Here is a 15456-nt window from a genome sequence, read left to right as displayed (position 1 = left end):
ATTCTTGAGCTTCAATAATACTGATACCCCCAACTTCTGGTATTATTAATTGCTTAACCTTTAAGTATTCTAACACAAAGTACAAAATTAAACAATATATTTACCTCGATTCAAATGTTTTGCTCCACTGCAAGATTAGGGTCATAAGCTTCATCCGGTGCCTTGATTAGGAAAACAATGATTACAATTGTAGAAATGATATTCACTGCTAAGAAGAACCAAAAAGCATCAATTTTGTCAAGAAGATACCCATACAATGCAGATGAAATTGGAACACTTCCCATCGCCAAAAGTGACAAAACGGAAAAAACTCTTGAGCGCAGCTCAGATGGAACTAACATTTGAAGATTAGCGTTAATAGGGATGTTGACCAATACATTGAAGAAGCTAACAACAACTGTACCAGTAGCGAACAGTATATACAATGTTCCCTTGCCAAGTCCAAAATAGGGCATAATAAATATAGAAAAAAGTACCGCAAATGTTTGTTCAAGTAATAGCCCCCTAGATATTAGAAATTTGGAGCTAAATTTATGAAGAAAGAACATAATCGCTATGTTTCCCAATAACGCCCCTATTGTTCCAAGTACTTGTAACGTACCAAATTGTGTTGCGGAAAATTTTAGTATTGTTCGAAGAATATACGGGAATACAACACTAAAAACAGGTGACATAAGAAAGTTTATAACTATAGCGAAAGTAAATAAAAACTTTAAACCTCGGTTTTTAACAACAAATTTGATTCCCTCAGAGAGCTCACCAACAAAATTGACTCTTCCTTCTCGTGGACGATGATTATAAATAATGAACATTTCACTAACTCCTGATAATATGTACAATATTGCTGTCATAAGAAGGACATTAGTCAATCCATAGTAACCATATAACATAGAGCCTACTATTGGTCCAACTATGTTTGCAACACTATTTGCCATGGCATTTAACGATGTTGCTCTTTTGAGATTTTCTTTCCTCACAACATCTCCAAACATAGCACCAGTGGGTCCATCAAAAAGTCCGTCACAGAACGAGAGGATCGCTCTAAACACAAGAAGTACCCCAACACTCATCTTGTTATTAGTAGCAATAAGCCATAAAGTAAATAACAAGAATCCCCTCAGTTCATCAAGAATGACCATAATAGTCTTTCTGTTTAGCCTATCTCCGATTACTCCTCCAATAGGTGTTGCAAACAATCGTGGTAATATTCCAAGAACAGTGAATATTCCCATCATTGTTCCCGAACCGGTTTTATCTAAAATATACAACGGCATAGCAACAAGTAAAGCCGCAGCTCCCAAAATAGATTCGAATCGTCCACTAATTATCAACGCTAAATTCCGTTTCTCATACTTGTACAGCTCCTCTACCATAAACTCACCCCCCTTCTTTTACACTTTTTGTCATCAGGCAAAAATATTTTATATCTTTCAAATATTTTTGTCAATAGGTTAAATAATTTTGTGTGAAAAAACAATTCGGAAAGCGAATGAATTTGTGGTATAATTTTAAATACACACACTCGAAGCGTGATAGTGTTAACTTGTAGTGATGAAATAGCGCAATTATGAAAAATGCGTCGGAAAAAGTCTTTCAGTAGTGAAAACTTAGATTCACACATGTTTTTACAAAGTAATACCACTCGGGCAGGAAAGCATTGAGTTATTCATTTTGGGGAACCTCCTTTGTCAAGAGATGGTTGGGTGGTGTCCCCTCTTTAAAGGATAATGCGGTTTTTGGAAAGTTTCAATACTTTTAGTTAACATTATCGAAGCGTGGATAGTGTTAACTTGTAGTGATGAAAGAGTGTAAGTGTGAAAGAATGAGATTGATATTACCATTGTGCGTTTTCCAAAGATTCTTCACTACACAAAATCCTTGAATATATTTCGCTAAATTCTTCGTATTCTTCAGCCCTCGCTTGAGTCGGAAAAAGTCTTTCAACAATGAAAACTTGGATTCACATTGATTGTTTTTACCGAGCGGTACCACTACGTGATTGATATTTCTGAACAACAGCTTTACTGCACTTTCATATGCACCAAGTCCATCAGTAATAAGTTCAATGTTTCTAGGTTTTGAATTACCAAAGAACTTCTCGAGCAATACTTTGACTTGTCCCATATCACGATACTTTGAGACATGCCAACAAAGAATTAAGTTAGTTTCGTGATCAACTAATAGCCAAACATAGTACTTTTGTTCTTTGAACACAAGAACAGTTTCATCAGCATGAACTGAGAAAACATTTTCGATGGTAAATGTTGGAAAAAGTACAGAGAATAAAGTACACAATTTAATAACCCATTTATATATGGTGACATGAGATACTTTGATATTAAGAGAATGAGCAAGAGAGCGATAAGACATATTGTGTTTCATATACAAAACGAAAGCTTTTAAGATGAAAAATAGAGGAAAACGGAAATATTTAAATTTCTCAGGAATAAGGGTGACTGGTTCGGGGAGGTTAAAAGGTACTCTATCTTTGGTACGACAAGCTCTACAACGGAAGACAACGAAAGAGCGACGGACTTTGTAAATTTGCATAGCTTTACCACAAGAAGTGCATTTGGGATAAGGGAAAGAGAAGTTTTTGCGTTTGTGAGAATGGGAAAGTTTGAAAGAATGATGGCAGAGTTTGCAAAGGAATTGTTGGTTACCGTATTTGTCATGACCGTTTTTGTATAAGCTGGTGGAACCGCATTTTGGACAAGAGAGCGTTGAGTTGTTCATATCGGGATACCTCCTTTGTCGAGAGTTGGTTGGGGGGTGTCCCCTCTTTATAAGGATAATGCGGTTTTTGGAAAGTTTCAATACTTTTAGTTAACATTATCGAAGCGTGATAGGGGGGTATTCGCGTGAAACGTAGATTATTTGACCATAGTGAACTAATCGAGTTATGTGAAGTCCCTGGTATATCCGGTAGGGAAGAACGTGTAAGAGAGAAAATCTCTGTTATGTTAGGTGTAGAGAAATCTGAGCTGAGGACTGACAAGATTGGGAATTTAATCTTTGAGAAGAAAGGTCTGTCCAATGAAAAAGAGATACTCTTAATGGCACATATGGACGAGATAGGTTTTTATGTTTCCTCACTTAGGGCAGATGGAAAATTGGAAGTAAGGAACGTTGGAGGAATTATTGAAGAAACTTTACCTGGTTCTTTCGTTCAAGTGTTTACAAAAACTGGAGTAATTGACGGCGTAATTGGTGCAGTTCCTCCTCATCTTAAAGCAGACGGAGTTTCTTTTGAAAAGGTTGTAGATGTCGGTGCTAAAAATAGGGATGAAATCTTAGAGTTGGGAATTGATGTTATGGATTATGTAGTCTTTAGGAAAACTTATGCATTATTGAACAATGATTATCTGGCAATGAGGAGCTTAGATGACAGGTTTGGTTGTTTTACACTTATTGAAGTCTCACGTAATCTGAATCCACGTTCAAAAGTTATCTTTGCCTGGACAGTACAAGAGGAAGTTGGGCTTCGTGGTGCAAAGGCTCTTGCGAATCAATATATTCCTGATTTAGCGATTGCGATAGATTCTTTTGCATGCTGTAGCAAGCAAAATGCCCACATAGAACTTGGGAAAGGACCGGTGGTAAGGGCTTTCGATAATAGCTCCATATCCAGCTATGAGATTACCAAATTCATTGTCTCATTGGCGCATAAGGAAGGAATACCAATACAAATTGGTGTAACTGGTGGCGGCAACGATGCGAGCGTTTTCGTTGAGAAAGGTGTGCCTATGGTTGCTCTGAGTGTTCCCGTGAGATACTTACACTCACAAGTTGAAATGATTAACTTGAATGATTTAGAAAACCTTATCAAATTGCTCACGAAATTCTTGGAGGTGTTCTGAGTGGTTGAATTGTTGTTGTTTTTGGGAGGGATTTTTTCAGGAGTAGTCAATGTTCTTGCGGGTGGTGGTTCTTTTCTAACGCTTCCAATACTCGGTTTGTATGGTCTAAGTCCAACCGTAGCTAATGGAACCAATAGGATAGGTATACTTTTACAAAACATCTCAGCAACATGGCGCTTTCTGGCTAAAAGAGAATTGGAACTGAAAAATGCTATTTTTATAACTATTCCAACGATAATGGGTGCTATATTGGGTACATCAATAGTCCTGAGCCTTCCTGAGAAGTTAGTTAAGCTGAGTGTTGGAATTATATTTATCATTATGTCTTACTTTGTATTGTTTACACCTAAGGTGTGGGAAGAGGGAAGGAGAAAGAAATCAAACAGAACCATCAGTTTTGCGGTTTTCTTCCTTATAGGAATCTACGGCGGATATATCCAAGCAGGGGTTGGATTTTTCTTAATCTATGCCTTAACACTTTTGGAAGGTTACGATGTGAGAAAGGCAAATGCAATGAAGATATTCCTGACACTCATTTTTACGGTTTTCTCACTGACTTTGTTTTCTTTTAGGAACAAGGTCGAATTTGTGCCAGGGTTAATTCTTGGTGCCGGTTCGTTTGTTGGAGGATACATCGGCTCTTATTTGAACACACGGGTAAATAAGAAGGTTATAAGGTATGTTGTAGCTGGAATGATGATATTTTCAGCCATGAACTATATTTTTTCTTAACGTATTAAAACAACAGCCCTGGTTTTAGCTATGAAACGTTTGATTCTCACCAGGGCTGTTGTTTTAATCTTTTGTCGATTTCATCTATTATCTTTTTGAGTTTTTTAGCTTCCTTGTAATCTTCTCTTCTCAGAGCCTTTTTTAATTTATGATTAAGTAACGTTAACCGTCGCTTTTGAATGTCGGTGACCACCTTGCCGTAAATGTTTGAATCTTTTGGGAACATCGTTAACTGAATGGTGCTAGGTTGTTCTGAATACAAAAACTCCAGGGAAAAAACAAATTTCCTGTTCTTCGCCGGAGATTCTTCCATAAGATTTTTGTGTGACAATATGGTTTGCAAGCCAGCACGTGTATATCGCTCAACTTCGTACTTTAGTAACTCTTTAACACAAGTCTTACAATACGATATCTTCTTTATCGTACCATCAACGTAAACATTTTGATGTATTTCCGCCTTGTTGCCACATCTGATACACTTTTCGTTTTCCAATTTATCACCTTCTCAAATTTTTCAAGTATTTGTTTATAATCTTTCGACGCTTGCACGCTAGTCGACTTGGACTGAATTGTATTTGTTCATTGCTTTATCAATGCCTTCAGAAACAATCGTTTCTATTGCTTGCAGTGTTAAGTCAATAACCTTACGTAGCTTTTCAAACTCTTCCGACGAGAAATCTGAAAGAACGTAATCCGCAGCATCAACTTCTTTTGGTTTCGGTCCAATGCCTATCCTTATTCTTGGAAAATTTTGACCGATGTACGATATTATTGATTTAATCCCGTTATGCCCGCCTGCACTACCATCTTTGCGGATTCTAATTCTTCCCAATGGTAAATCGAGGTCGTCATACACTACTATTATATCATCATGTGGTAAGTATTTAAATACCTCTCCACTCAAATTCATATAAGTCAAAGGTTTGACCAACCTTACCTTCTGCCCAGAAATGTTGATATCTGAATAAAGATAATTAGGTCCAGACTTCCACGACTTACTTAATCTATCTAAAACCATGAATCCAACGTTGTGGCGAGTATTTGCATAATTTTCACCCGGGTTTCCCAACCCTATTATTATCAACGTTAGTACCTCCCTTACTTTGTAATCCGGATATCCGAGTATAACACCAAACTAACGAAAAGTCCCCCTGCGGGGGACTTTTCACAATGGACTTTGAAAGTGAATTATTTTTCTTCCTCTTCTTCTTTCTTACCTTTCTTAAGAACTTCAGGTTCAGACGTCTCGGCTGTTGTAGTTTCTTCTACTTCAAGTCCCCTTGGCACAACTATTGTTATCAAAACATCTTCTGGTTCCATATCAATTTTAACGCCCTCAGGAAGCTTTACGTCTTTAACCCTCAATGAATCCCCAAGGTCTAAGTTTGTCACATCTATTTCTATCGTCTCAGGTATTCTATCAGGCAGTGCTTCGACTACAACTTCGTGGTGGAGAACTTCTAAAATTCCACCTTTTTCAACACCTATCGCCTTACCGACGATGTGTAGTGGAACGTTAATCTTCATCTTGTGGTGAGCTTCTGGGATGTAAAAGTCAATATGCCTAACTTCGTCTGTAACTTTGTCGTATTGGACCATTTTTATGAACGCCATATGTTTGAGAACTTCTTTTCCGTTTTCATCTTTCACAACAAGTGTTAGTGGTGTCGACTCCGTGACTTCTTTGAACAACTTTAAGAAGCTGTTCTTTTCCAAAGCCAAGCTAACTGGTTTATCGACTCCAGGTCCGTACGCAATAGCGGGTATAACACCTTGTGCTCTCAATCTTCTAACTGCGCGCTTTTTACCAACTATAGACCTCAGCTGCGCGTTAACTACGTGCTCCATGTCAACTCCTCCTTCTTTTTTATTTTTAAGGTTTATATTATCTTTTTATTTTTTCCCTCAACCGGGTTAGATTTATTTGAAGAGTATACTGACAGAGAGATTCTTTCTAACCCTAATTATCGCTTCCCCAAGCAAAGGTGCCACAGAAACAACATGGAACTTGTTAGGTAGACTCTGATGATATATTGTATCACTAATATAAATCTTTTCAATACTCGAGTTCTCAATTCTTTCGACTGCACCAGATGAGAGAACCGGATGTGTTATACAAGCAATAACTCTCTTTGCACCTGCGTTCTTTACAGCATTTGCACCTTCAACCAAGGAACGTGCAGTGTCAACTATATCATCTACGATAATCGCTGTCTTATCCTTAACATCGCCGATTATGTTAAGAATTTCAGCTACATTGTCTTTTGGACGCCTTTTGTCAAGTATTGCAAGAGGGAGGCCCACCCTTTCTGCTATTTGTCTTGCTCGTTTGACACCACCTACATCTGGTGAAACGATAACGGCATCGTCGTTCAGTATTCCATCTTTGCTTAATGTCTCAAGAAACACAGGAAAGCTCCAAAGATTGTCAACAGGAATATCAAAGAATCCTTGGACCTGTTCGGCATGTAAGTCAACAGTCATCACACGAGTTGCTCCTGCGACTGTGAGCAAATTTGCAACAAGCTTCGCTGTAATTGGGTCTCTACCTTTTGCCTTTCTATCCTGCCTTGCATAACCGTAGTAAGGAATTACAACTGCAATGCTATTGGCAGAAGCCCGTTTAAATGCATCTATCATAACCAATAATTCCATTAGATTTTCGTTAACCGGTGGGCAAGTAGGCTGAATAACAAAGACATCGTGACCACGGACTGTTTCCTCTATACGAACGTTGATTTCACCATCCGCAAACCTTCCGACTGTAATGTCTCCAAGTCTCATGCCAATGTAGCTAGCAACCTTTTCTGCCAAGACCTTGTTCGCATTACCCGTGAAAATCTTCATTTCATTCCTTGTGATTTGCATTCTTCATGGCCTCCCTTTTCAGCTTTGCCCAGTCTTCTTTAATAACTTGTCTCGCTCTCCCAAGTGCCAAAGCATCATCAGGCACGTCTTCCGTGATAACTGAGCCTGCACCTACAATTGCTCCTTTACCTATTTTAACAGGAGCAACGAGCGAAGAATTACTACCTATAAATGCGTTATCGCCAATAAATGTTTGATACTTTTTGTAACCATCGTAGTTGCAGGTAATAGTTCCAGCTCCAATGTTAACATCCTCACCAACTGTTGCATCACCCAGGTAAGTAAGGTGCTGTGCCTTTGAGTTCTTTCCTATCGTAGATTTCTTCGTTTCCACGAAGTTTCCAATTTTTACATTCTCCCTCAAAATTGTTCCTTCTCTCAACCGTGAGAACGGTCCCACAGATACGTTATCTTCTATAACTGCTCCTTCAACTTCTGAACGTACCACTTTGACATTGTTACCGAGTATTGAATTCTTTATTCGGGTATATGGTCCTATCTCGCAGTCTTCACCAATTGTGATTTCTCCTTCTAAAATTGTAAATGGGTGAATTACCGTGTCAATACCGATTTTCACATCCGGTCCTATAAAAGTTGAAGCTGGATCCACTATCGTAACTCCTGAGAGCATCAACTCTTTTAAAATTCTATCCCTTGCAACAGCCTCAAGTTGAGAAAGCTGAACTCTATCATTTACACCAAATACTTGTACGGGGTCATTTAACAACACTGTTTCAACATTATTTGCCATTCCAATTAAATCTGTCAAGTAATACTCGCCCTGCGCATTGTTGTTGGAGAGTTTATCTATATTATCCAGCAAGAATTTTCCGGAAAATACGTAAATTCCACTGTTGACTTCCTTTATCCTTAGTTGTTCTTCATTAGCATCCTTATGCTCGACAATTCTAATCTTCCCATTTTCCCTAACAATTCTTCCATAACCGGTAGGGTCATCCGCAATGAACGTCAAAACTGTAACATCTGCTCTGGCATTTGTGTGGGTCTCTAAAAGTCTTTGAATTGTTTCCTCCTTTAGAAGAGGTACGTCACCGTAGAGTATCAGCACATCGTCGCTTGGTGATATAAACTCTTTAGCGCACATTACCGCATGTCCTGTTCCAAGTTGTGGCTCTTGAAGGTATGTTTTAACATCTACTGGGAGGTACGACTTCACAACCTCCGCCTTGTGGCCAACCACAACACCTACTTCTCCAAATTTCCTTCCCAAGTCCACAACCCAGTTTATCATCGGCTTGCCAAGTATCTTGTGGACTACTTTTGGATATTTTGACTTCATCCTTTTGCCCAATCCAGCTGCAAGAATGAGCACCTTCATATTCTGAACCTCCAAAATCGTTTTTTATTATCCATCTAATCATTTTTGATTTCTTCACTGTTATTCTTCGAATTTTTCTGTAAGGAGTACTCTCTAAAAATAACCGGAATGAGAATAAGTCCGAGCAGGTATCCTTTAACGCCAAATTTATGGGCTCCTATCGCACCTATACCCATTCCGGTCAGCAACATCATTGGAATGAGACTATACCAAGTCTTGAGTATGTCATAGAAAATTGCAAAAAACGTTCCATAAACAACGAAATTCAGCCCATCTAAACTATATGGTCGAAACTTGCCAAATATGGCTATCGCACCAATCAGAAGAAGATTTAACCCTGCTAAGGACTCCGCGCGGTCGTTTTTTCTAAACGAAAAGTATAATCCTACAAATATGAGTGAAAAGTAACTGGGATTTCTTGTTAAATAGAACGAAGCTATAGAAGCTACTATGGAAAGTATCAAAGCCATCATAGGATATCACTCCATCTGATAGAAGATAGAAGTAACATGTTAAGAAATATAAGGGGCGCAAAGCGCCCCTAAGAGTTGAAGATTATTAGCTTCTGTATTTAATACTTGCCTGAGCAGCTGCAAGTCTAGCAACTGGGATTCTGTATGGTGATGCGCTGACGTAGTCAAGTTTTGTTGTGGCAAAGAATTCGATGGATTTTGGATCTCCACCGTGTTCACCACAGACTCCACATTTGAGCGTTGGCTTTACTTCCTTACCTTTTTCCGTAGCTAATTTGACGAGCTGACCAACACCTTGTGTATCAATGTGTTTGAATGGGTCGTGTTCAAGTATGCCTTTTTCAAGGTATTCTGGCAAGAACTTTCCAACGTCATCTCTGCTGAATCCGAATGTCATCTGTGTGAGGTCGTTTGTACCAAAGCTAAAGAAGTCAGCTTCCTGAGCAATCTGGTCTGCTGTAACCGCTGCTCTTGGAACCTCTATCATTGTTCCAACAAGGTACTTGAGGTCAACGCCGTGTTCTTTAATGAGTGCGTCTGCTGTTTCCATAACAACTTGTTTGATGTATTTAAGTTCGTTGACATGGCCTACAAGAGGAATCATTATTTCCGGAACAACTTCGATACCTTCTTCTTTCTTAAGCTCAATGGCTGCAAGAATTATTGCTTTTGTTTGCATTACAGCAATTTCTGGGTATGTGATGACAAGCCTTACGCCCCTGTGTCCGAGCATTGGGTTAAGCTCGTGGAGTTGTTCAACAACTTTCTTGAGCTCTTCAACGGTAATACCTATTTGCTGAGCAACTTCTGCCATCTGCTCTTCTTCTTGTGGCAAGAATTCGTGTAGTGGTGGGTCGATAAGTCTTATTGTAACTGGGTAACCCTTCATTTCTCTGAACAGACCTTTGAAATCTTCTTTTTGGAGTGGAAGAAGTTCTGCAAGAGCTGCTTCTCTTTCTTCCTTTGTTCTTGCGACTATCATTCTTCTAACCTTTGGTATTCTGTCTTTTTCAAAGAACATATGCTCAGTTCTGCAGAGTCCGATACCTTCTGCTCCAAATTCTCTTGCAACTTTTGCGTCTCTTGGAACGTCAGCATTTGCCCTAACGCCAAGTTTTCTGAATTCGTCTGCCCATGAGAGTAGTTCGGCAACTGGTCCTTCGAGCCCTTGTGGTTTGACTGTCGTTATCTTTCCAAGGAACACTTCACCAGTGGTTCCATCTATCGACAACCATTCGCCTTCTTTAACAATTACGTCGCCAACTTTGAGATAGCCTTCTTCTTCATTAACGTAAATGCTTTCCGCACCAACTACTGCTGGTTTACCAAGACCTCTTGCAACAACTGCAGCGTGAGATGTCATACCACCGCGTGCTGTTAGTATACCCTCGGCTGCATTCATACCACCAACGTCTTCTGGACTTGTCTCCGGTCTAACAAGGAGAACTTTTTCTCCTGTTTTTGCTGCTTCTTCCGCTTTATGTGCATCGAAGTAAACTTTACCTGTTGCAGCACCTGGAGATGCTGGAAGACCTTTTGCAATTACTTTTGCATTCTTTCTTTCTTTCTCATCAAATTTCGGATGGAGCACTCTTTCAATATCGGATGGCTGGACTCTCAAAACAGCGGTCTTCTTATCGATGAGCCCTTCGTGAACCATGTCAACAGCTATCTTTATCGCAGCCTGGCTCGTTCTCTTTGCGCTTCTTGTCTGGAGTATGTATAGTTTTCCTTTTTCAACAGTGAATTCGATGTCCTGCATATCTTTGAAGTATCTTTCAAGTCTGTCCATTATTTGGATAAGTTCTTCGTAAGCTTGCGGAATCATTTCTTTCATTTTTTCAAGAGGATATGGAGTTCTTATACCAGCAACAACGTCTTCACCTTGTGCATTTGGTAAGAATTCTCCGTAGTATACTTTTTCTCCAGTGTTCGGGTCTCTTGTGAAACAAACACCCGTACCACTGTCGTCACCCATGTTACCAAAGACCATAGCGACGATGTTGACAGCTGTTCCAAGCAGCTGACCTTCTTTGATGCCATGAATTTCTCTGTATTTGATAGCCCTATCACTCATCCATGACCAAATAACAGCTTCAATTGCTGCCCACAATTGTTTGTAGACATCCTGTGGGAACTCTTTTCCATGTTTTTTGTAAATTTCTTTGTAGATTTCTACAAGTTTTTTGAGGTCTTCTGCATCAAGCTCTGTGTCAAGCTTTACACCTTTTTGTGCCTTCATTTCGGCAAGTGCATTTTCGAAATCTGCATGTGGAATCCCAAGAGCAGTATCACCGAACATCTGAAGGAATCTTCTGTAAGAGTCGTATGCGAATCTTTCGTTGTTTGTCATTTCGACAAGACCATTAACCGTTTCGTCATTAAGACCAAGGTTGAGGATTGTGTCCATCATGCCAGGCATTGAAATAGCAGCACCTGATCTAACAGAAACAAGAAGTGGCTTTTTGGGATCTCCAAACCCCTTTCCTGTTACTTCCTCTAACCTTTTCATTGCTGCATCAACTTGCTCTTTCAAATCCTCTGGATACGTTCTGTTGTTGTCGTAGTAATATTTACAAACTTCTGCAGAAATAGTAAAGCCTGGAGGGACTGGAACTCCGGCGTTCGTCATTTCAGCAAGGTTTGCACCTTTACCACCCAGTATGTCTTTCATCTGGGCGTTACCTTCAGCCTGCCCGTTGGCAAAGAAGTAGACCCACTTTTTACCCATTTTCACACCTCCACATCGAAAAATTTAGAAAAGTACCTGTATAATTGTACCATACTTTTCCTATTTGTCGTATACACACTGTGATAAATTGTTTTTTTCTTTTATGTTAATTTCTTCAAAAAGCTTCTGTTTTATAACAGTGAGCATCACACGAATTTTTATTTAAACGGAAAATTGATGTATAATTACTTAGAATAGTGTGATAGAGAATTACAGGATGGTGGAGCTTGTGGAAAGAAGTATAATGATAAATATTCTCAAAACCTTGTTGATAGGAATTGTCGCATTCTATTTGTTAACTTATCTTTCATCCTCGAGTATTGTCAAGACGATTTCATCAGATGTTAGAAAAATCAACATCGATTCGGTTCAGGTTGCATACAGAGAATTAGGTCAAAGCTATTCGAAAGCTGTGGTATTTTTGCATGGATTCGGAGGGTCATCTTACGACTGGAAGGAGATAATGGATGAACTCTCTGACTCTTACTACTGCATAGCATTCGATATACCACCCTTTGGTTTGTCTGAAAAGGCACCAGATTTTGATTACTCGGACGAGTCAATCGTAAGGCTTATAATGAACTCATTGAATCATCTTGGCATAAATCGTTTCATTTTAGTCGGTCATTCTATGGGGGGCTATTTGTCATTAGCAATAGCAAGTCTTTTCCCAGCAAGAGTGGAAAAACTCATTTTGTTCGATGCAGCGTATATGAATAATTCCGAAACTTTAAATGGTTCTAAACCTCCTTTTGAGTTGGAAAACGAGAACCAGACTAAACTTTACCAAATATTTTTGGACATAGGTCTAAAAACATATCCTTTGGTTAAATTCCTTTACCTAACATCTCTTTCAACTGGTACCATTCTTAACACAAAGCATTTTGAATGTATTTTTGCGCAAAACTATTTTTTACCGGCAGAAGTGCTAATTAAATTCACTAAAGACAAAACCTTCCAGAAACCTGTAAACATTGACCTTTCTAATATAGTTGCAAAAACACTTATCATTTATGGCGAAAAGGACAACATAACTCCTCCATCAATTGGTAAATACTTATCTCAGAACATAAAGGATTCTCAATTTGTACTGATTCCAAACGAAGGTCACATGCCCCTAGCAAATAAATTGGCATTAGAGAAAGTAAAAGCGTTTTTGAAAGGAGAATAGAAAAAAGTGCGACCCCACCAGTATGGGGTCACGACGTATTTTTGATACCAAAAAAGATGAGAGATTCCAGAGAGGAGGAATTCCAAGTGTGATTAAAGTTCCATCCCGCCGTCGATAATTATCACCTGTCCATTTATGTATGTCCCATCCAGGACCAAGAATTTTACGAGCTTTGCTACTTCCTCTGGTTTTCCAAATCGTCTCATAGAGATTTTTTCGAGCGCTGTTTTTTTAACTTCTTCGGGCAACTTTTCCGTCATAGGTGTTTCAATAAAGCCTGGTGCTATGGCATTTACCCGAACGTTTTTTCTTCCAAATTCCTTTGCCAAGGACTTTGTTAAGCCTATCAATCCTGCTTTTGATGCAGCGTAGTTCGCCTGCCCAATGTTACCTTCTAATCCTACGACGGAGGAGATATTAACTATAACACCTTCATTCCTCACAATTTCTCTTATCGTCGCTTTAACCATATTGAACGCACCTGTTAGGTTTGTGTTTATCACACTGTCCCATTCTTCATAAGTCATTCGATACACTAAATTGTCTTTCGTTATTCCCGCGTTGTTGACAAGTATATCTATCCTCCCAAACTTTTGCGCCGCATCTTTAACTGCACTTTCAACAGCACTTCTATCGGTAATATCAAGGATGTATTCGTGATAAAGTTGGGCATCAATATTCTCAGCTGAAGGTGTGTAATTGAATCCAACGACAATACATCCTTCTTCGATAAATTCTTTTGTTATCGCTTTCCCAATCCCTCCTGACGCGCCTGTGATGATTGCAACCTTTCCATCAAGTCTGCCCATACTCTTTCCCCCTCATAACCTTGTCAACTTTCAAAGCAACGAGATTAGCCAAAAACAACTTGGCAAAGTCAATTAACACAAAAGGTATGACTCCTACTATAAAAGCTTTTCTATAACTGCCTATATGCAGCCCTAAAACAATCCAACCGATGATGTAAACTACGACAAGACCGACAATTCCGGATAAAACAGTATTGAATTTCCTTCTTAGTTGCGCAATTAAAAAAGCACTTATCGGAAAAGCCCACAAATAACCCGATGTAGGTCCTACCAAATGAGCGATACCACCAGAAAAGTTTGCGAATACAGGAAGACCTAATGCTCCAAGTGTCAAATAAAGCAGCATAGAGGTCATAGCTTCAAAAGGACTCAACAGAAAACCAGAAAGGAAAACAAAAAACATCTGCAATGTTATAGGTACATTCCCAACAGGAATCGCAATCTGTGCTCCAACTGCTGTTAATGCTGCAAACAAAGCAGTATTAGCTATTTTCCTTAATTTGTTAATCTTAGCACCCTTATTGTTCTTACCTTCCACCGGTAACTCCCTCCGTCAGATTTCTGGTTTCGATCAATGTTGAAAAATGTTTGGCATTGAGTTTGGCCTTCTTCAACATGGAAGTCAATACATTTTTTGGTCCAACTTCTACAAACTCGTTAACACCAAGAGTAATCATCCTATCAATTGATTGTTTCCAATATACAGGTCCACTAATTTGCTCAAGAACGTAATGTTTTATCTGCTCAGGGTCCGTTATTTCTCGGGCTACACTGTTCATAACAATTGGATATTTTGGCTGTTTAAATTTTATATGCTCAACTTCTGCAGCCATTTTTTCTCTTGCACTCTCCAAAAATGGTGTATGGAACGGGCCAGATACTTTTAGTTCGAGTGCTCTCCTTCCATTTTCAGTCAGATATTTTACAAAACTCTTTATACTTTCACTTTTTCCACTTACAACCGTTTGTTCTTCGGAGTTGTAATTAGCTACATAAAGACCTTCGAATTTGCGAACGAGTTCTTCTATTTCCTCTATTGACACACCTATGACCGCTGCCATGCTACCTTCTCCAGGCTTCATTGCTTGTGATATATACTCTCCTCTTTTTCTTACTAGATATATACCAGTTTCAAAGTCATAGACCCCCGCCACAGCAAGTGCTGTGTACTCACCTAAGCTGTGACCGGCGACAAAGTCAGGTTCTCTAAAATACTTTCTCAGCTCAGTAAATGCCACGTAACTTGCCAAGTATATAGCTGGCTGAGCATTTTCGGTAAGTTTTAAAACCTCCTCGTCACCATCCATGATTTCTATCAAGTCAAAACCTAAAACATCATTTGCAACTTTTGCATAGTTATCCCACGACTCATACTTGGAAAAGTCACTTGCCATTCCGCTGTACTGTGAACCTTGTCCCGGAAAAATGTAAGCAAGTTTCATGAAAAATCACCCCCACTTAGACTCGATTTCC

Annotated in this window: 15 protein-coding genes; 3 read left to right on the top strand and 12 right to left on the bottom strand. The window is 39.1% G+C overall.

The genetic code is table 11. The annotated features are described in order from the left end of the window. Positions 1-110: 110 nt before the first annotated feature. Both JM64_RS02610 and JM64_RS09950 read right to left on the bottom strand, forming a co-directional pair. On the bottom strand, positions 111-1373 hold the full coding sequence (locus JM64_RS02610) for an MFS transporter (protein ID WP_064011378.1): 1263 nt from the start codon (positions 1371-1373) through the stop codon (positions 111-113). A gap of 412 nt (positions 1374-1785) precedes the next feature. Then, positions 1786-2736 (bottom strand): DDE-type integrase/transposase/recombinase, encoded by a 951-nt coding sequence (locus tag JM64_RS09950; RefSeq protein WP_064011377.1) that lies wholly within the window; start codon positions 2734-2736, stop codon positions 1786-1788. A 125-nt stretch (positions 2737-2861) separates the two neighbouring features. On the opposite strand from JM64_RS09950, the gene JM64_RS02600 reads away from it, so the two are divergent. Both JM64_RS02600 and JM64_RS02595 read left to right on the top strand, forming a co-directional pair. Then, positions 2862-3860 (top strand): M42 family metallopeptidase, encoded by a 999-nt coding sequence (locus JM64_RS02600; RefSeq protein WP_064011376.1) that lies wholly within the window; start codon positions 2862-2864, stop codon positions 3858-3860. After that, on the top strand, positions 3861-4592 hold the full coding sequence (locus JM64_RS02595; RefSeq protein WP_064011375.1) for a sulfite exporter TauE/SafE family protein: 732 nt from the start codon (positions 3861-3863) through the stop codon (positions 4590-4592). A gap of 46 nt (positions 4593-4638) precedes the next feature. Here the strand turns inward: JM64_RS02595 and JM64_RS02590 are convergent, their stop codons facing one another. From JM64_RS02590 to ppdK, 7 genes are all read right to left on the bottom strand, one after another. After that, positions 4639-5085, bottom strand: a complete 447-nt coding sequence (locus tag JM64_RS02590; protein WP_064011374.1) for a hypothetical protein — start codon at positions 5083-5085, stop codon at positions 4639-4641. A 57-nt stretch (positions 5086-5142) separates the two neighbouring features. After that, positions 5143-5676 carry an aminoacyl-tRNA hydrolase gene (gene pth / locus JM64_RS02585; RefSeq protein WP_064011373.1) on the bottom strand — a complete coding sequence of 178 codons (534 nt, stop codon included), beginning with the start codon at positions 5674-5676 and terminating at the stop codon, positions 5143-5145. Between the two features lie 104 nt (positions 5677-5780). Continuing rightward, complete coding sequence (locus tag JM64_RS02580) at positions 5781-6440, bottom strand: 50S ribosomal protein L25 (RefSeq protein WP_064011372.1); 660 nt, start codon at positions 6438-6440, stop codon at positions 5781-5783. A gap of 72 nt (positions 6441-6512) precedes the next feature. Then, entirely contained in the window at positions 6513-7460 is a 948-nt protein-coding gene (locus tag JM64_RS02575) for a ribose-phosphate pyrophosphokinase (protein WP_064011371.1), read from the bottom strand. After that, the gene (gene glmU, locus JM64_RS02570) at positions 7441-8799 is read right to left on the bottom strand and encodes a bifunctional UDP-N-acetylglucosamine diphosphorylase/glucosamine-1-phosphate N-acetyltransferase GlmU (protein WP_064011370.1); all 1359 of its coding nucleotides are present in this window, start codon (positions 8797-8799) and stop codon (positions 7441-7443) included. Before glmU ends, JM64_RS02575 begins: the two co-directional genes overlap by 20 nt. Before the next feature lie 35 nt (positions 8800-8834). Beyond that, a complete protein-coding gene (locus JM64_RS02565; RefSeq protein WP_064011369.1) occupies positions 8835-9272 on the bottom strand; it encodes a hypothetical protein in 438 nt (145 codons plus the stop codon). Between the two features lie 85 nt (positions 9273-9357). After that, the gene (gene ppdK, locus JM64_RS02560) at positions 9358-12003 is read right to left on the bottom strand and encodes a pyruvate, phosphate dikinase (RefSeq protein WP_064011368.1); all 2646 of its coding nucleotides are present in this window, start codon (positions 12001-12003) and stop codon (positions 9358-9360) included. 229 nt (positions 12004-12232) lie between these two features. Between ppdK and JM64_RS02555 the strand changes: the two genes are divergently transcribed. Beyond that, positions 12233-13174 carry an alpha/beta fold hydrolase gene (locus tag JM64_RS02555; protein WP_197473450.1) on the top strand — a complete coding sequence of 314 codons (942 nt, stop codon included), beginning with the start codon at positions 12233-12235 and terminating at the stop codon, positions 13172-13174. A 92-nt stretch (positions 13175-13266) separates the two neighbouring features. Here JM64_RS02555 and fabG read toward each other — a convergent pair whose 3' ends face one another. The 3 genes from fabG to fabD are packed head-to-tail and all read right to left on the bottom strand — an operon-like array spanning position 13267 to position 15425. Beyond that, on the bottom strand, positions 13267-13983 hold the full coding sequence (gene fabG, locus JM64_RS02550; RefSeq protein ID WP_064011366.1) for a 3-oxoacyl-ACP reductase FabG: 717 nt from the start codon (positions 13981-13983) through the stop codon (positions 13267-13269). Then, positions 13970-14521, bottom strand: a complete 552-nt coding sequence (locus JM64_RS02545; protein ID WP_082868254.1) for a biotin transporter BioY — start codon at positions 14519-14521, stop codon at positions 13970-13972. Before JM64_RS02545 ends, fabG begins: the two co-directional genes overlap by 14 nt. Beyond that, positions 14511-15425: an ACP S-malonyltransferase gene (fabD, locus tag JM64_RS02540; protein ID WP_064011365.1), complete on the bottom strand. Its 915-nt coding sequence runs from the start codon at positions 15423-15425 to the stop codon at positions 14511-14513. Before fabD ends, JM64_RS02545 begins: the two co-directional genes overlap by 11 nt. Positions 15426-15456 lie beyond the last annotated feature (31 nt).

The organism is Fervidobacterium pennivorans (assembly GCF_001644665.1).
GTDB classification, from domain to species: domain Bacteria; phylum Thermotogota; class Thermotogae; order Thermotogales; family Fervidobacteriaceae; genus Fervidobacterium; species Fervidobacterium ngatamarikiense.
This window is presented reverse-complemented; position numbering and strand designations above follow the sequence as displayed.

Coding starts and splice junctions, on each gene's coding strand:
- JM64_RS02610 (WP_064011378.1), bottom strand. CDS start 1,373: ATGGTAGAGGAGCTGTACAAGTATGAGAAACGGAATTTAGCGTTGATA.
- JM64_RS09950 (WP_064011377.1), bottom strand. CDS start 2,736: ATGAACAACTCAACGCTCTCTTGTCCAAAATGCGGTTCCACCAGCTTA.
- JM64_RS02580 (WP_064011372.1), bottom strand. CDS start 6,440: ATGGAGCACGTAGTTAACGCGCAGCTGAGGTCTATAGTTGGTAAAAAG.
- JM64_RS02575 (WP_064011371.1), bottom strand. CDS start 7,460: ATGCAAATCACAAGGAATGAAATGAAGATTTTCACGGGTAATGCGAAC.
- glmU (WP_064011370.1), bottom strand. CDS start 8,799: ATGAAGGTGCTCATTCTTGCAGCTGGATTGGGCAAAAGGATGAAGTCA.
- JM64_RS02565 (WP_064011369.1), bottom strand. CDS start 9,272: ATGATGGCTTTGATACTTTCCATAGTAGCTTCTATAGCTTCGTTCTAT.
- ppdK (WP_064011368.1), bottom strand. CDS start 12,003: ATGGGTAAAAAGTGGGTCTACTTCTTTGCCAACGGGCAGGCTGAAGGT.
- fabG (WP_064011366.1), bottom strand. CDS start 13,983: ATGGGCAGACTTGATGGAAAGGTTGCAATCATCACAGGCGCGTCAGGA.
- fabD (WP_064011365.1), bottom strand. CDS start 15,425: ATGAAACTTGCTTACATTTTTCCGGGACAAGGTTCACAGTACAGCGGA.